Source organism: Kitasatospora sp. NPDC004614 (assembly GCF_042873675.1).
GTDB lineage: Bacteria > Actinomycetota > Actinomycetes > Streptomycetales > Streptomycetaceae > Kitasatospora.
The window spans coordinates 158894-174346 of record NZ_JBIALR010000010.1 but is presented as its reverse complement, the minus strand read 5'-3'; the positions used below and the strand labels follow the sequence as shown (position 1 = coordinate 174346).

13 protein-coding genes are annotated in these 15453 nt (G+C 71.9%); 6 read left to right on the top strand and 7 right to left on the bottom strand.

Going from position 1 to position 15453, the window contains the following annotated elements:
• Positions 1 to 13: 13 nt before the first annotated feature.
• The 6 genes from ACFYST_RS21915 to ACFYST_RS21890 all read left to right on the top strand — a co-directional run bounded on the left by ACFYST_RS21915 (position 14) and on the right by ACFYST_RS21890 (position 8423).
• On the top strand, positions 14 to 976 hold the full coding sequence (locus ACFYST_RS21915) for an ABC transporter permease (protein ID WP_387864677.1): 963 nt from the start codon (positions 14 to 16) through the stop codon (positions 974 to 976).
• On the top strand, positions 973 to 1962 hold the full coding sequence (locus tag ACFYST_RS21910; protein WP_387633943.1) for an ABC transporter permease: 990 nt from the start codon (positions 973 to 975) through the stop codon (positions 1960 to 1962). Before ACFYST_RS21915 ends, ACFYST_RS21910 begins: the two co-directional genes overlap by 4 nt.
• Positions 1959 to 2945, top strand: a complete 987-nt coding sequence (locus ACFYST_RS21905; protein ID WP_387633941.1) for an ABC transporter ATP-binding protein — start codon at positions 1959 to 1961, stop codon at positions 2943 to 2945. The genes ACFYST_RS21910 and ACFYST_RS21905 overlap by 4 nt, the downstream gene beginning before the upstream one ends.
• Positions 2942 to 3958 carry an ABC transporter ATP-binding protein gene (locus tag ACFYST_RS21900; protein WP_387633939.1) on the top strand — a complete coding sequence of 339 codons (1017 nt, stop codon included), beginning with the start codon at positions 2942 to 2944 and terminating at the stop codon, positions 3956 to 3958. The genes ACFYST_RS21905 and ACFYST_RS21900 overlap by 4 nt, the downstream gene beginning before the upstream one ends.
• Positions 3959 to 4195: 237 nt before the next feature.
• Entirely contained in the window at positions 4196 to 6517 is a 2322-nt protein-coding gene (locus ACFYST_RS21895; RefSeq protein ID WP_387864674.1) for a collagenase, read from the top strand.
• Positions 6518 to 6629: 112 nt separating this feature from the next.
• Positions 6630 to 8423, top strand: coding sequence for a glycoside hydrolase family 36 protein (locus ACFYST_RS21890; RefSeq protein ID WP_387864671.1), 1794 nt, complete (start codon positions 6630 to 6632; stop codon positions 8421 to 8423).
• 69 nt (positions 8424 to 8492) lie between these two features.
• Here ACFYST_RS21890 and ACFYST_RS21885 read toward each other — a convergent pair whose 3' ends face one another.
• The 7 genes from ACFYST_RS21885 to ACFYST_RS21855 all read right to left on the bottom strand — a co-directional run bounded on the left by ACFYST_RS21885 (position 8493) and on the right by ACFYST_RS21855 (position 15449).
• Complete coding sequence (locus ACFYST_RS21885) at positions 8493 to 8867, bottom strand: hypothetical protein (protein WP_387633933.1); 375 nt, start codon at positions 8865 to 8867, stop codon at positions 8493 to 8495.
• A gap of 101 nt (positions 8868 to 8968) precedes the next feature.
• Positions 8969 to 9358, bottom strand: a complete 390-nt coding sequence (locus ACFYST_RS21880) for a roadblock/LC7 domain-containing protein (protein WP_387864668.1) — start codon at positions 9356 to 9358, stop codon at positions 8969 to 8971.
• A 79-nt stretch (positions 9359 to 9437) separates the two neighbouring features.
• On the bottom strand, positions 9438 to 10391 hold the full coding sequence (locus ACFYST_RS21875; protein ID WP_387864666.1) for a hypothetical protein: 954 nt from the start codon (positions 10389 to 10391) through the stop codon (positions 9438 to 9440).
• Between the two features lie 203 nt (positions 10392 to 10594).
• Complete coding sequence (locus ACFYST_RS21870; RefSeq protein WP_387864663.1) at positions 10595 to 10978, bottom strand: hypothetical protein; 384 nt, start codon at positions 10976 to 10978, stop codon at positions 10595 to 10597.
• A 179-nt stretch (positions 10979 to 11157) separates the two neighbouring features.
• Entirely contained in the window at positions 11158 to 12456 is a 1299-nt protein-coding gene (locus ACFYST_RS21865) for an MFS transporter (protein ID WP_387864660.1), read from the bottom strand.
• Positions 12453 to 13025: a winged helix-turn-helix domain-containing protein gene (locus ACFYST_RS21860; RefSeq protein WP_387864658.1), complete on the bottom strand. Its 573-nt coding sequence runs from the start codon at positions 13023 to 13025 to the stop codon at positions 12453 to 12455. The genes ACFYST_RS21865 and ACFYST_RS21860 overlap by 4 nt, the downstream gene beginning before the upstream one ends.
• A 78-nt stretch (positions 13026 to 13103) precedes the next feature.
• Complete coding sequence (locus ACFYST_RS21855; protein ID WP_387633922.1) at positions 13104 to 15449, bottom strand: immune inhibitor A domain-containing protein; 2346 nt, start codon at positions 15447 to 15449, stop codon at positions 13104 to 13106.
• Positions 15450 to 15453: the final 4 nt, after the last annotated feature.

Below are 15453 nucleotides of genomic sequence, written 5' to 3'. Positions count from 1 at the left end.
GGAGTCCACCACCATGACGACGACCCCGCTCGCCCCGGCGCCGGCCGGGGGAGCGGGGGCCTCGGACACCGCCGAGACCCCCGCCTCCCCCTGGAAGCTTGCCCTGCACCGCCTGCGCCGGCAGAAGACCGCCCTCGTCGGCGCCGGCATCATCGCCTTCTTCGTGCTCGCCGCGCTGCTCGCCCCGCTGCTCACCGCGATCAGCGGCACCCGCCCCGACACCGTCGACAAGAAGGCCGTCGACCCCTACCTCGGCGGCCTGCCCCGCGGCGCCCTCGGCGGCATCAGCCCCCAGCACTGGCTGGGCGTCGAACCGCTGCTCGGCCGCGACATCTTCGCCCGGCTGCTCTACGGCGCCCAGATCAGCCTGCTGGTCGCCTTCAGCGCCGCCGTCCTGATCACCCTGATCGGCACCGTCCTCGGCATCACCGCCGGCTACTTCGGCGGCCGCATCGACGCCCTGATCAGCCGGTTCATGGACGTCATGATGTCCTTCCCCAGCCTGATCTTCATGATCGCGCTGCTCTCCGTCGCCCGGGACGTCAACCGCGTCCTGCTGCTGGTCGGCGTCATGTCGCTGTTCTCCTGGCCGTACATCGCCCGCGTGGTCCGCGGCCAGACCCTCTCGCTCAAGCACCGCGAATACGTCGAGGCCGCCCGGGCCAGCGGCACGAGCAGCGTCCGCATCCTGTTCGGCGAGATCCTGCCCAACCTCACCGGCACGATCATCGTCTACGTCACCCTCGCCGTCCCCGGCCTGATCGGCACCGAGGCCGCGCTCAGCTTCCTCGGCGTCGGCATCCGCCCGCCCACGCCCTCGTGGGGCCAGATGATCTCCGACGCGGTGCTCTACTACAAGGTCGACCCGATGTTCTTCATCCTGCCCAGCGCCTGCCTGTTCCTGGTGGTCCTGGCCTTCACCCTGGTCGGCGACGCCCTGCGGGACGCCCTCGACCCGAAGGGCAGCCGGGCATGATCGGATACGTGTTCCGCCGGCTCGCCGCGATGGCGGCCACCCTGCTGATCGTCTGCGCGCTCACCTTCGCCGTCTTCTACCTGCTCCCCAGCGACCCCGCCGCCCAGTTCTGCGGCAAGGACTGCTCCACCGAGCGCATCGAACTCGTCCGGCAGCAACTCGGACTGGCCGACCCCCTGATCGTCCAGTTCTGGCACTACGTCACCGGCATCTTCACCGGGCAGACCCTCGGCACCGGTCCCTACGCCGTGCAGTGCGGCTTCCCCTGCTTCGGCTACTCCTTCCAATCCGCCCAGCCCGTCTGGGCGCTGATGATGGACAGGCTCCCCACCAGCGTCTCGCTCGCGGTCGGTGCGGCCGCGCTCTGGCTGATCCTCGGCGTCGGCGCCGGCGTGATCTCTGCCCTGCGCCGCGGCACCTGGATCGACCGCACTCTGATGGTCGGTACCATCGGCATCGCCGCCCTGCCGGTCTACTTCACCGCGATGATTCTGCTCTACGCGGTCGTCACCGTGGCGGGCATCCTCCCGTACCCCCGGTACATCGCCTTCGGTGAGAACCCCGGCCAGTGGGTCACCAACCTGATCCTCCCGTGGATCACCCTCGCCCTGCTGAACGCGGCCATCTACGCCCGGATGACCCGCAACTCCGTCATCGAGACGATGGCCGAACCGTACGTCCGCACCGCCCGCGCCAAGGGCATGCCGGAACGCCGAGTGGTCGGCAAACACGGTCTGCGCCCCGCCCTCACCCCCGTCGCCACCATGCTCGGCATGGACCTCGGCGGACTGCTGGCCGGCGCCCTGATCACCGAATCGCTGTTCGGCCTCCCCGGCATCGGCAAACTCTTCGCCGACTCCCTCAACAAGTCCGACCAGCCGGTGATCATGGGCGTGACGCTGCTCGCCTCCTTCTTCATCGTCACCTCCAACCTGGTCGTGGACCTCGTCTACGCCTGGATCGACCCGAGGGCGAGGCTGTCATGACCCCCCACCCGCTGCTCGACGTACGCGACCTGACCGTCGACTTCCCCACCCCGGAAGGCACCGTCCGCGCTGTCAAAGGCATCGACTTCACCGTCGAACGCGGACGCACCCTCGGCATCGTCGGCGAATCCGGCTCCGGAAAGTCCGTCACCTCCCTCGCCGTCATGGGGCTGCACCGCGGGGCCACCGTCACCGGCTCCGCGAAACTCGACGGCGTCGAACTGATCGGCACCCCCGACGAACAACTCCGCGCTCTGCGCGGCCGGAAGATGGCGATGGTGTTCCAGGACGCCCTCACCGCCCTGCACCCCTACTTCACCGTCGGCGACCAGATCGCCGAGGCCTACCGCCAGCACTTCGGCGGCACCCGCAGGGCCGCCCACGCCCACGCCGTCGACGTGCTCGGCGACGTCGGCATCCCCGAACCCGCCCGCCGGGCCCGCGAACATCCCCACCAGTTCTCCGGCGGCATGCGCCAACGCGCCATGATCGCCCTCGCGCTGTCCTGCGAACCCGACCTGATCATCGCGGACGAACCCACCACCGCCCTCGACGTCACCGTCCAGGCCCAGGTCCTCGACCTGCTCACCCGCCTCCAGCGGGAACGCGGCCTCGGCCTCGTCCTGATCACCCACGACCTCGGCGTGATCGCCCGCGCCGCCGACGACGTCCTCGTCATGTACGGCGGCTCCGCCGTCGAACAGGCCCCCGTCGAAACGCTGTTCACCACGCCCCGGCACCCGTACACGCGCGGGCTGCTCGACTCCCTGCCCCGCCTCGACGCCGAGGACGGTGCCGACCTGCGTTCCATCCCCGGCGCCCCGCCCTCGCTGCTCGCCCCGCCCGCCGGCTGCGCCTTCCACCCCCGCTGCCCCGTCTACGCCGCCGCGCCCGACGCCCGCTGCACCGGCGACCGGCCGCCGCTGCGCGCCGTCGCCGACGGCCACCGCAGCGCCTGCGTCCTCGATGAGGTGACCGCATGACCACCGAGACCGCCCACCTCGCCGCCCGCGCCGAACCAGCCGCCCCCGACGCCCTGCTGAGCGTCCGGAACCTCGGCATGACCTTCCCCGGCGCACGCGGCGCCCTGCGCCGCCTCCCCGGCGTCCGCGCCGTGGACGGCGTCAGCTTCGACGTCCGCCCCGGCGAAACCCTCGGCCTGGTCGGCGAATCCGGCTGCGGCAAATCCACCACCGGACGGATGCTGGTCCGCCTGCTCGACCCGACGGCCGGGCAGGTCAGCTACCGCGGACAGGACATCACCCGCGCCCCGCAACGCCAACTGCGGCCGCTGCGCAGCAAGTTCCAGATGATCTTCCAGGACCCGTTCGCCTCGCTCAACCCGCGCAAGACCGTCCAGCAGATCATCGCGGCCCCGCTGCGGGCCCAGGGCGCGTCCGCCGCGACGATCCGCGAGGAAGTCCGGGACCTGATCCGGCTGGTCGGGCTCGCCCCCGAACACCTGGAGCGCTACCCCCACCAGTTCTCCGGCGGCCAGGCCCAGCGCATCGGCATCGCCCGGGCCCTCGCCACCCGCCCGGAACTCGTCGTCGCGGACGAACCGGTCTCCGCCCTCGACGTCTCCATCCAGGCACAGATCGTCGGCCTGCTGGAACGCCTCCAGGCCGAACTCGGCGTCGCCTACGTCTTCATCGCGCACGACCTCGCCGTGGTCAAACACCTCAGCCACCGGGTCGCCGTCATGTACCTCGGCCGGATCGTCGAACTCGGCGACAAGGCGGACGTGTACGAGAGACCCGCCCACCCCTACACCAAGGCGCTGCTCTCCGCCGTCCCGCTGCCCGACCCCGTCGCCGAGCGCACCCGCGAACGCATCGTCCTGCTCGGCGACCCGCCCAGCCCCGCCAGCCCCCCGCCCGGCTGCACCTTCCACCCGCGCTGCCCCAAGGCGCAGGCCATCTGCCGGACCGAGGCGCCGGTGCTCACCCACGACACCCCCACCCGGCAGGTCGCCTGCCACTTCCCCGAGGAATAGCGCACCAGGGGACGGGAGCGGAGGAACTGCTCCCTCCCGTCCCCACCCCGGAGCTCCGCGAGGGACGCAAGGAACTGCGCGCCCCACAGACGTGCCAGCCCCCGCCCCGCCCCCAGCTCCGCGAGGGACGCAAGGAACTGCGCGGCCGACCGATGCGCACGGTCACCCACGCAGTTCCTCGCGCCCCTGACGGGGCCTGTTGGAGCGCGCCCCCACCCGACGAAAGGCACCCCCACCGTGCGATCACCCCGCAAGACCCTGCTGGCCGCAGCCATCGCCGTGACCCTCGCACTGCCCGTGCTCCAGAGCACCCACGCCGTCGCCGCCGACCCGGTGCCCGCCGCCCCCGCCGGCGCGCCCGTGCCCGCGCCCGCGGAGCGCACCGCGTACGACGAGGCCGAACACCTCGGCAGCGCCACCCCGCAGGCCGGCACCGCCGCGCCCGCACCCGGCGGCGGAAGCCTCGGTGGCGACCACATCCCCGGCGCCCTGCCCCCCAAGGTCGGCCAACCCGCCCCCACCGCAGCCGAGTTGGCGAGCACCGCGGCCGGCGTCAGCTGCGACCTGAACGGCCTGACCGCCCTCTCCCCGCAGGGCCTCGCCGACTTCCTCGCCGACCCCGCCGTCACCGAGGCCTGCCTCGGCGGGACCCTGTGGACCTGGGACGCCCGGTTCGCCACCACCATGGACCCGGCGCACGTGCAGGCCGTCGCCGCCAAGGCGCAGAGCCTCGCCGGAACCAACAGCCCCGCCCTGTACCGGCTCTGGTACTTCCTGCACGCCGCCGTCTTCCACGACTTCGCGCAGAAGAGCATCGACCTGACCACCGCACCCACCACCACCGCCGTCCAGCGCGCCATCGACGCCCACCTCGCCAGCGGCCACGCCTTCGACGCCACCCCCGAGGCCGGCCTGGTCATGCGCGAACTGGGCATCGTGGCCGGTGCCACCGCCATCCGCGAGCACAACCTGCCGCTGTTCAAGCAGCTGCTCTCGCACTTCGGCCCCGGCAGCCCGCTGGTCGCCGTCCCGCAGTGGGGCGGCGGCGTGCTCGCCGCGCTCACCGCCAACTACCTCGGCATCAACAACCGCGACCAGGCGTACACCACCGCCGTCGCGGCCGACCCCGCCCACCGCGCCCTGCTGCGCGGCTTCGCCACCGCCGGCTACCTCAAGGGCACCCCGAACGAATGGGTGGCCCGCGACGCGATGGCCGAGTACGGCCGGCTCGGCGAACTCGACGCCCTCAAGTCGCAGATCACCGCGGACATCGGCCCGCTCCTGACGGACACCAGGAACACCTTCGGCGAGTACTCCGCCCCGTGGATCAAGGCGGCCGGCTGGGCCAACACCTACGGCGTGTGCGCCCAGTTCAGGGTGTGCAAGGACACTTTCGAGGCCCGCCTCTTCCCGTACACGTACAAGTACGACAACGGCGCGATCGAGGTGCGCACCGGCCTCGACAAGGCCACCGTCGACCAGATGTACTACGCCAGCAAGCAGGTGAAGACCCAGTTCTTCCGCGTCCTCGGCACCGACGCCCCGCTGGCCGGAGACACCAACTCCACCCTGCACATCCACCTCTACGCGTCCCGGGCCGACTACGAGGTCTACCACCCCCTGCTGACCGGCATGGAGACCAGCAACGGCGGCATCTACATCGAGAAGGGCGCCACCTTCTACACCTACCAGCGCACCAGCGCCGAGTCGTACCTGACGCTGGAGGAGCTGTTCCGCCACGAGTACACGCACTACCTCAACGGCCGCTGGGCGGTGCCGGGTTACTACGGCGACGAGCGCTGGTACGCCGACGACCGGACCACCGCGATGGACGAGGGCACCGCCGAGTTCTTCGACGGCGCCACCCGCGACCAGGGCATCCAGGTCCGCAAGGCCCTGGTCAACAAGCTCGCCCAGGACGAGGCGGCCGGCCTGCCCCGGATGACCGTCGACCAGATCCTGCACGCCCGCTACGCCGACAAGCCCGACTTCCACTTCTACAACTACGCCGGCACCTTCTTCGAGTTCCTGTGGACCGCCCACCCGTCCCTGCTGCGCGAGATGTACGGCTACCAGCGCGCCGACGACCCGGCCGGCTACGACGCCTGGCGGACCCGCCTCGGCGCCGACCGCAACCTCGACCGCGAGTACTCGGCGTTCCTCGACCAGCAGATCAAGAAGATCGACCAACTCGCCGTACCCAGCACCAAGTTCACTCCCAACGGGTACCTGGCCCAGGCCTACCCCTCCGAGGTGCGGGACGCGTTCGCCAAGGCCACCTACAACACCCCCGACTGCAAGGACAACGGCGACTGGAACAACAAGCCGATGCGCTTCGTCTGCACCGGCCGGATCACCGCCAACCTCGCCGACTCCAGCAGCCCCGACCAGGTGTTCAAGGACATGTCCGGCACCGTCGACCACTTCGTCCTCGAGCGCACCAAGGGCGTCACCAACAACCTCGACGACATGAACTGCTACTTCGGCAAGGTCGACATCTGGCCCGGCGGCCGGGCCGGCACCGCCGACTACACCTGCGAAGGGCCGCTGCGCCGCTGACCGGCGTGCCGCGTTGCTGCGCCGGCGCACCCCGAACACCCGCCCCGGCCGGCCGTCCTACCGCTTCCGCGGCCGGCCGGGGCGGGACCACCCCTGCGAAAGGAAACCCCGCGTGACCACACTGTCCTGGGACGGCTCCGCGCCGCCGTCCGGCCGTACCGAGACCTACTGCATCGTCGACGCCGGCCCGCTCGCCGTCCGGGTGACGGCGGTCGGGAGCGACAGCGCCCCGGCCGTGACGGTGACCGAACTCGACGCCGCTGGCGTGCTGTTGATCGAGGCGTCCACCACCGAATCGGACGCGCGCCTGCGGATCGAGTGGCAGCTGCCCTGCACCGGCGCCACCGGCTACTGGACACCCAACACCAACGCCCGTTGGCTGCCCCCGAGTTGGGCGACACCCCGGGAGGCGTCACTGCCCAAGGGCGCGCCCGTCGGCAGCCTGGTCGGTCCGGGCGACCGCGCGCTGTGCACCTTCGCCGTCGGCGAACTCGTCCGGCCCGTCGCCATCGGCGAAGGCGCCGTCGAGGAGACCGGACGCTACAGCTGGTGGATCGAGCAGGACGGCCCCCGGACCGCCCTGCGGCTCGACCTGACTGGTCGTCATTTCGCCGACACCGTAAGGGAGTGCGCCGAATGGTGGGCCACCCTCGCGCCCGTCCGGACCGTGCCCGACGCCGCGTTCGAGCCGGTGTTCTGCACCTGGTACGCGCTGCACCTGGCGATGGCCGCCACCGACGTCGAACGGCTCGCCGCACTCGCCGCCCCGCTCGGCTTCCGCACCCTGATCGTCGACGACGGCTGGCAGACCGACGAACGCACCCGCTCCTACGCCACCACCGGCGACTGGCAGCCCGCCCCCACCGACTTCCCGGACTTCGCCGCGCACGTCGCCCGGATCCGCGCCCTCGGCCTGAACTACCTGCTGTGGCACGCCGTCCCGTTCGTCGGCGACCGCAGCGAAGCGGCGAAACGACTGGCCGGCCACACCCTCGCCCACCTGCCGCAACTCGAGACCCACCTGCTCGACCCGCGCAGCGCCACCGTCCGCGCCCACCAGGTCGAACGGCTCGCCGCCGCCGTCGAGAAGTACGGCGTCGACGGCCTGAAGGTCGACTTCGTCGACACCTTCGCCCGCCGGCCCGCACCCGGCGCCGCACCCCACACCGCCTCACCCGAGGCGGACTGCGCCACCGTCGCCGAAGGCGTGCGGAAACTGCTCGCCGCCCTCGACGAACGGCTCCGCGCCACCCGCCCCGACGTGCTGGTCGAACACCGGCAGGACTACCTCGGCCCCGGCCTGTGGCCCTACGCCACCATGGTCCGGGCCGCCGACTGCCCGCACAACGCGGTGGAGAACCGGGTCCGCACCGCGGACCTGCGACTCACCGCCGGACCGCTCGCCGTGCACGCCGACCCGCTCACCTGGCACCCCGAGGAGAGCCCGGAACAGATCGCCGTGCTGCTCCAGTCGGTCCTGTTCGCCACCGCCCAGGTCTCCGTCGACCTCGGTGCGCAGCGCCCCGAGCAACTGGCCGCGCTCAGGTTCTGGCTGGGCGTCATGAAGGAGCACCGCGAGCTGCTCCAGCAAAGCGAACTGCGCCCGCACCGGCCCGAGTTGGCGTACCCCGTGATCGAGGCGCGGAGCCCCGGCGCGCTCGCGTTCGGCCGCTACGCCCCGCTGCCGCTGCACGCCGCCGGTGATTGGCGGCTGCTGCTGGTAGCGAACGCCGACCCGGACACCCTGGTGCGGATCGACTTCGACCGGGCGCCGGGCCGGGTCGACCTGCTGGTCCAGGACTGCCTGGGCGGGGAGGTGGCGCGGGCGCAGACCCCGGTGGACGGGACGGAACTCGCCGTCCGGGTGCCCACCGGGGGCCTGCTCACCCTGCGCAGGGCCGGCTGAACGCGAAGCAGGCCCAGCCGGCCCTGCGCCGGCCGAGTGCAGGGCAGGCCCAGCCGCGCCGGCCGAGCGTCAGACCTCCAGGTCGGTCTCGACCTTCTTGAGCTGGTGGCGGGCCATCGCCAGGTTCGCCCGGTGGCGGTCCAGGGCCAGGTAGAGGAACAGGCCCTTGCCGGAGCGGGAGGTGAGCGGGCGGATCAGGTGGTACTGGGAGGAGAGGGTGATCAGGATGTCCTCGATCGCCTCGTTCAGGTTGAGCAGTTCCATCGCGCGCAGCTTGGCCCGGACCACGTCGGTGTTGCCGGCGGCGGCGACGTTCAGGTCCAGGTCGGGGCCGCCGCCGAGCAGGCCGAGGGCCATCCCGCTGTTGTAGTCGACCAGGGCGACACCGATGGTGCCCTCGATCGACCCCATGATGTCCTTGAGCGCGGTTTCCACAGCAGCCATCGTGCAAGTACCTCTTCCAGTAAGCGAATTGACGGCACGTCAGATCGACGGGCCAGGGTGGTGCAGAGATGAGATGAGCGTCAAAGGGGGAGGGGAGGGGGTCAGAGCGGGCTGCGGTCCAGGTCTGTGTCGGCGAGGGCGGCTATCCGTGCCCCGGCCCGGCGGGCCTCCAGGTGCAGGCGGCCGACGTTGGCCTGCGCGCCGGCCAGCAGCGTGAGCACCGTGTACGAGCCGGCGGCGTACGTCGCCGTGTAGCCGCGCTCGCCGCGGGTGATCAGTTCCAGGAAGGCGCCCTGCCCGGTGGCCTCCGTCAGCCGCGCGCCGACGCCGAGCGCGGCGGCGGTCAGCGCGGCCACGCTCTCCGCCTCCAGGGCGCTGGTGTCGTGGGCCACCACCAGGCCGTCGACGGTGGCGACCAGCGAACCCGTCAGGTGCGGGACTCGGGAGCGCAGGCCGCGCAGTTCGGCCTGCACCTCGGCTTCGGGCAGCACGGGTGTCCTCCTTGCGGCCAGTTGACGAAAGGTGCGCTTCATGACTCGGACGACGGGCAGGGGCGGACGGGCAGGGCGGTCACAGGGCCTCCAGAGCGGCGCGTAGTCGGAGCAGCAGGCCCACCTCCGGGTCCGAGGAGTCGTAGGAGCGCGGACCGGGCGGCATTGGGGCACGCCCCAGCACGTCCGGCGGCGCGGATTGCGGCCCGGCGGCCGGTGGCGGGTCGGGGAGGACGGCGGGCCGGCCGGACGCGAGCAGCCCGGCGGCGGCCAGCTGCCGGACGTCCAGCAGGGTGCCGAAGGTGGATCGGCCCAGCAGCCGGGCCAGTTCGGGCACGGTGCGGATGCCGTCGGCGGCGGCCAGCAGCGCCTGGCGGCGGCGGCGCGGCACGGCGGTGCGGCGCGTCGGGGCCGCGCCGGTGGCGACCGGCGGGACGGAGTCGAGTTCGGCGGACGGCCAGCAGGCGTCCAGCAGGGCGCGCCGCCGGCCGACCGCGCCGCGCAGCTCCAGGACGGAGAGCGGGCGGGCGAGTTGGAAGGCCGGGCGGGCGGCCGGGTCGAAGCGCAGTTCGACGCTGTGCTGGGCGAGCGCGTCCTGGGCGCCGTCCAAGGTCGCGGCGAGGCGGGCGAGTTCGAGTTCGCCGGTGCCGACCAGGCCGGCCGCGAGCAGGTGGTCGGCGGGGTGTCCGCCGCCGAGTGCCACGCTCTCCTCCCAGGCGCGGAGGGTGATCCGGCCCGCGCCGGTGAGTAGGTGGCCGACGCTCGCGCCGCGCGCGGACTCGGCGTGCACCACCAGGCCGGCCGCCAGGTGCACCGCGCCGTCCGGGCCGTGCAGGACGCCGGTGGCGGCCTGGGCGGCGAGGTCGGTGAGCGCGGCCTCGAAGGTGGTCGCGGGCGCGCAGCTGGAACGTCGGCGGCGCGGCAGCGGAGCGGCCTGGGTGCGTCGCGTTCTTGGTATCAACTGTGGTGCGGCGGCGGTGAGTTGGGGCACTGCCAGTGGGGAGGCGACCAGTAGTGGCGGTACGGTCGGCATCGGCGGAATGACGGCTTGCGCAGGTGTTGCCGGGACGGGCGTCGCCGGGGTGAGCTCCGCGGCGGCGAGTGCGCGGGCCGGCGGTGCGACGTGCCGGGCCGGCGGCGGGACCCGGTGCGGGAGGAGGCGCGGGGGGAGCGTGTTGACGGTCGGAGGAGGAGTGGGTGTTGCGGCGGGCGCGGTGAGCGTATCGGTGGGCCACATCAGCTGAGCACCAGTCGGTCGGCGATGGCGGCGAGGCGGAGCCGGGCCATCGCCAGGTTGGCGTGGTCGCGGTCCAGCCGGAGGTAGAGGAAGGCGTTCGCGTCGAAGGCGGCGGGGACGAAGCGGATCAGGTGGTAGTTGCCGGCCGAGGTGACGATGACGTCCTCGGCGGGCGGGGCACCGGAGTCCGGGTCGGCGAACGACGGGGTCTGGGTGACGGCCCGGGCGAGTTCGGTGGCGTCGGCGGCCCCGACCTCGTGGTCGCCGTCGGGGCCCAGTCCGGCGGTTCCGATGGCCAGACCGTTGGTCCAGTCGACCAGGCTGACCCCCAGGGCGCCGGTGATCCCCATGGCTTCCGCAAGGCATTCCTCGATACCGGGCACGTACCGCATTCCCTCCCCACCGTGCGGGGCACGGTGCGTCCCTGGCCACCGCTTTCACCTGCGGTAGTCTGACCGGGACGCAACGCTACCGGCGGGGCCCCCGGAGGGCGAGACTTTCGGCCATATCCATCGGGCATATGCCCGAATGCGCTATGGTGCCTCGCCCTCCCGATCCGTTGTCAGACCGACTGTTCGGTCCGTTCCTCCTGGTCAGCCCGTTCGTCCGAATCCACCGGCCCTTCCTGGACGGGGAGTTCGCGCAGGCGCGGGATCGGCGAGAAAAGCACCCACAGTCCGGAGACCACCGCTCCGATCGCGGCAATCCAGAGTGCGGGGCGCAGGCCCAGGGTGGAGCCGAGTAGACCACCGAGCAGTGAACCGAGCGGCCGCACCCCGTAGTTGACGGCCTGGTAGGCGCCGAACACCCGGGAGCGCAGGGCGTCCGGGATGCAGGCGGCGAAGATCGTCCCACCCGAGATGTCGAGGATCATCACACCGACACCGGAAAGGAATTCGGCACCGAACAGCAGTGCGGCGGCGGTGCCGGTCGAGCCGCCGGCCAGCGGGATCAGCAGCAGCGGCGCGGGGAACAGCACCAGGCCGAGCAGGAAGGCCGGCCCGACACCGATCCGGGCGGCCAGCCGTCCGGTGACCGCCGCGCCGAGCAGCGCGCCGACCGCGCCGGCGGCCAGCACCGAACCCAACAGGCCGGCGCTGAAACCGAGTTCACGGGTGGCGAAGAGGATGAACAACGCGCTGATGACGAAGGTGAACAGGTTGACGGTGGCGGTGCCGAGCAGCGCGGCCCGGATCACGGGGGAGCGGCGGATCCAGCGCAGCCCCTCGCCCGCCGAGCCGCGCCCGGCCTCGGCGGGCGGCGGCTCCGCCGGGTCGATCCGGCGCAGGAACAGTGCGGACGCCAGGAAGGACAGCGCGTCCACCACCAACGCCAAAGGCGCGGCCAGCAGTTGGACCAGCAGACCGCCGAGGCCCGGGCCCGCCACGTAGGAGACGGCGCGGCTGCCGTTGATCAGCGCGTTGCCGCGCAGGTACTGGTCGGCGGGGACGAGCGCGACGAACAGCGGCGGGTTGCAGACGTTGAAGAACACCGACAGCGTGCCGACCGCGAGTACCACCGCGTACAGCTGGAACAGCGTCAACACGCCCGCCGCCCAGGCGAGCGGGACGGTCAGCAGTACCGCGGCGCGGCCCAGGTCGGTGGCGATCATCACCCGGCGCCGCCGCCCGTAGCGGTCGGCCCAGCCACCCGCGTGCAGCGACAGCAGCAGGTACGGCAGGTAGCCGGCGGCGGCCAGGTAGCCCATCTGCGCGGCGTCGGCGTGCAGGGCGGAGACCGCGATCAGCGGGATCACCAGCAGGGTGATCTGGTCGCCGAGGGAGGAGATGGTCTGTCCGCTCCAGTAGCGGCGGAAGGCCGGATCGCGCAGCAGCTCGGGTATCCGGGGGCGGCTGATCACTGCCGTACGTCCGTCGGCACGGCCAGCTGCATCAGCTGGACGGGGCGGGCGCCTTCGGGGAGGCCGTCCGTGCGCTCCAGGTAGGGGCGGGTCAACTCCTCGATCCGGGTGAGGAGTTCGGTGAGTTCCCCGGGGGTGACCCGGACCACGGTGTCGCCGAAGCCGATCGCCTCGCGCCACTCGGGCGTGTCCTCGGCGCGGTGCTCCAGCCAAGCGGTGGCGCGGGCGAAGTAGCTGTTCAGCACGGCGCGTTGCAGGGTGTCGACGGCGGCGGCCTGCTCCGGGTCGGCGGGCGAGGACTCCCAGCTGGTGAAGGTGGCGGTGGCCCGCCAGGGCTTCTCCCGGCCGCGTCCGCCGCCGGCCTCCTCGACCAGCCCGTACTTGGCGAGTTGGCGCAGGTGGAAGGAGCAGCTGGCGACCGATTCGGTGCCGAGCAGCTCCGCGGCGCGGGTCGCGGTCAGCGGCCCGCGCACCCGGAGCAGGCCCACCAGGGCCATCCGGGTCGGGTGGGCGTAGGCGCGCAGGGCGCGCGGGTCGGTCAGCCGGACGGCCGACGGCTGTTCGCTCATGGATGTAAAGCTAGCTTTCTAAAGGAAGCTTTACAAGAGGAACAGCCGTCGGCCGGCCAGGGGTTCAGGGCGCCGGTATCAGGACGCCGGGCCCACGCGGACGGTGGTCAGCTTGCCGCCCTGGGTCTCGCGGACCACCTCGATCCGGGTGTTGGTGTCCGGCACCTTCACCCCGAGCTGCGGGATCGCCGGGTCGCTGTACACGCCGTGGCGGTCGTCGAACGCCGGCACCGCCGGCTCCGAGGGCACCTTGGTCGCCACGCCCGCCTTGTGCAGCGTGAACGCGTCGGTCTTCTTCAGCGAGAACGTCGCGTCGTACGGCTGCGAACGCCCGTTGGTGGTCGAGCCGTCCGCGAACCGCAGCGCCTTCGGGTGCGCGTCCACCGGCAGGATCAGGCCGCCGCCCAGGTGGTCGACGGTGTTGTTGTCGCCGTAGGAGGTGTCCCACAGCCACACCAACACGCCCTCCTGGTAGGGGTAGTTGTCGATCACGTTGGACTTGTTCGGCACGCCCGAGTACCCGAAGTTGTACGGGCCGGTCTTCAGGAACGCGCCGTACCCGACGTAGCGGCGGTTCTCCACCAGGTACGCCCGCGGGTGCTGCTTGACGGCGTCCTTGCCGTGGATGACCGAGAACCCGACGGCCGCCCAGTCGCCCGGGCCGCCCTCCGCGCCGTCGGCCAGCAGCACCGCGCCGTCCGCGGTCAGCTTCACCGCGTCCACCAGCACGCCCTTGCCGTGGGTGTTGGTGTCGGAGGTGACGTGGAAGCGCACCTGCACCTGCTTGCCGAGGTAGCCGTCCAGCGGCAGGTGCAGCTGGCGCCAGCCGCCCGAACTTCCGCTCAGGCCGGGGGTGTTCGCGGGAGTGTCGCCGATCGGCTGTCCGTCCACCGTGCCGTGCAGCGGCGTCCAGTTGCGGCCGCCGTCGGCCGAGGCCTCCACCGTGAAGAAGTCGTAGTCCTGCTCGGTGTCCCACCAGGCCGCGGTGTCGAGCGCGGCCGAGCCGGTGGCGCCGGTCAGGTCCACGGTGCGGGCCAGCGAGGCGTCCATGTTGTCACCGGTGTCGCTCCACCACTGCGCGCCGCCCTCGAACGGGTCGGCCAGCGTGGTGGTGGTCGAACCCGGCGGCAGGTGCACCAGGACGGCCTGCGCCTGGTCCGTGTTGTAGCCGGAGACGCCCAGGGTGTGGCTGGAACGGGTGGCGGCCTGCGCCTCGTCGTAATTCAGCCAGCCCATCTGCAACTTGCTCCAGGCGTCCAGGTCGCCCGGGTACTCGCCGGTGGTGTTCCGGCCCTTGCCCAGGTACGAGCCGGAGGACATCAGCGACCAGAAACTGACGGAGTTGTCGCCGCCGTTGGTCGAATACAGGTCCGGCAGGCCCAGGTTGTGCCCGAACTCGTGGGAGAACAGGCCCACTCCGCTGTTCTCGCCCGCCTGCACGTAGTCGTACACGTACAGGCCGGTGTCGCCGACCGGCGCGCCGCCGATCCGGTTGCCCGCCGGGCCGGTCTGCCCGGACGGGTCGGGGAACGTCCAACTGCGGTGCGCCCAAAGGGCGTCGGAGCCCTGCGCGCCGCCGCCCCAGGTCTCGTCGACGCCGGCGTGCACCACGATCACGTTGTCGAGGTAGCCGTCCGGCTCGTCGAAGTTGCCGTCCTTGTCGTAGTCGTAGCGGTCCTGGACGTCGTACTGCGCCAGCTCCGCCTTGACGTCCGCCGCCGAGCGGCCCTTGGCGATCTCGCCGTCGTACCAGGCCTTGGTGGCGTCCCGGACGAACTCCTGCGCCTGCGTCCAGCCGCCGCCGCCCTGCGGGCCCTTGTTGGAACCGTAACGGGCCTCGTTCCAGGGCAGGGTGACCCAGTTGGTGACGGTGCCCTCGATGTCGTACCGGCCCGAGGACTGGGTGCGGTAGAAGTTGCGCATCGAGTTCGCGCCCGGCGTGTCGTCGAAGAACATCTTCTGGTAGAAGTCGCGGCTGAAGTCGCTCTGCCAGTAGGTGTGCGTGTCGTCCGCGCCTGGCCGCTGGATCTGGTTGTGCTGCGGGCCCGGGGTGCCGCCGTAGCGCGGCTTTCCGTTGTACAGCGTGGAGTTGTCGACCTGGTCGCCGAACTGGGCCAGGATCACGAACACCTTGTCCGTGCGCTGGTGCGCGAGCTGGACGTAGTCGTTGCCGATCTTCACCTTGGCCGGGGTGGTGCCCTTGTCGCTCTTGGCGACCTTGCCCTGGTTGACCTGCTCCATGGCCTGCGTCTTCAGCGCCTGCCGGGCCTTCTCCTGGGGCGGCAGCGGGGACGGCGGGGCCTCGCGGCCTTCAGTGCTCAACTCCGTTGCGGGGGACGACGGTTGGGCGAACGCCGGGACGGCGGTCAGCGCTATCGCGCCGGTGGTCAGCGCAGCCAGGAGGGCTGTGGGGAGTCTGCGCAAGAGA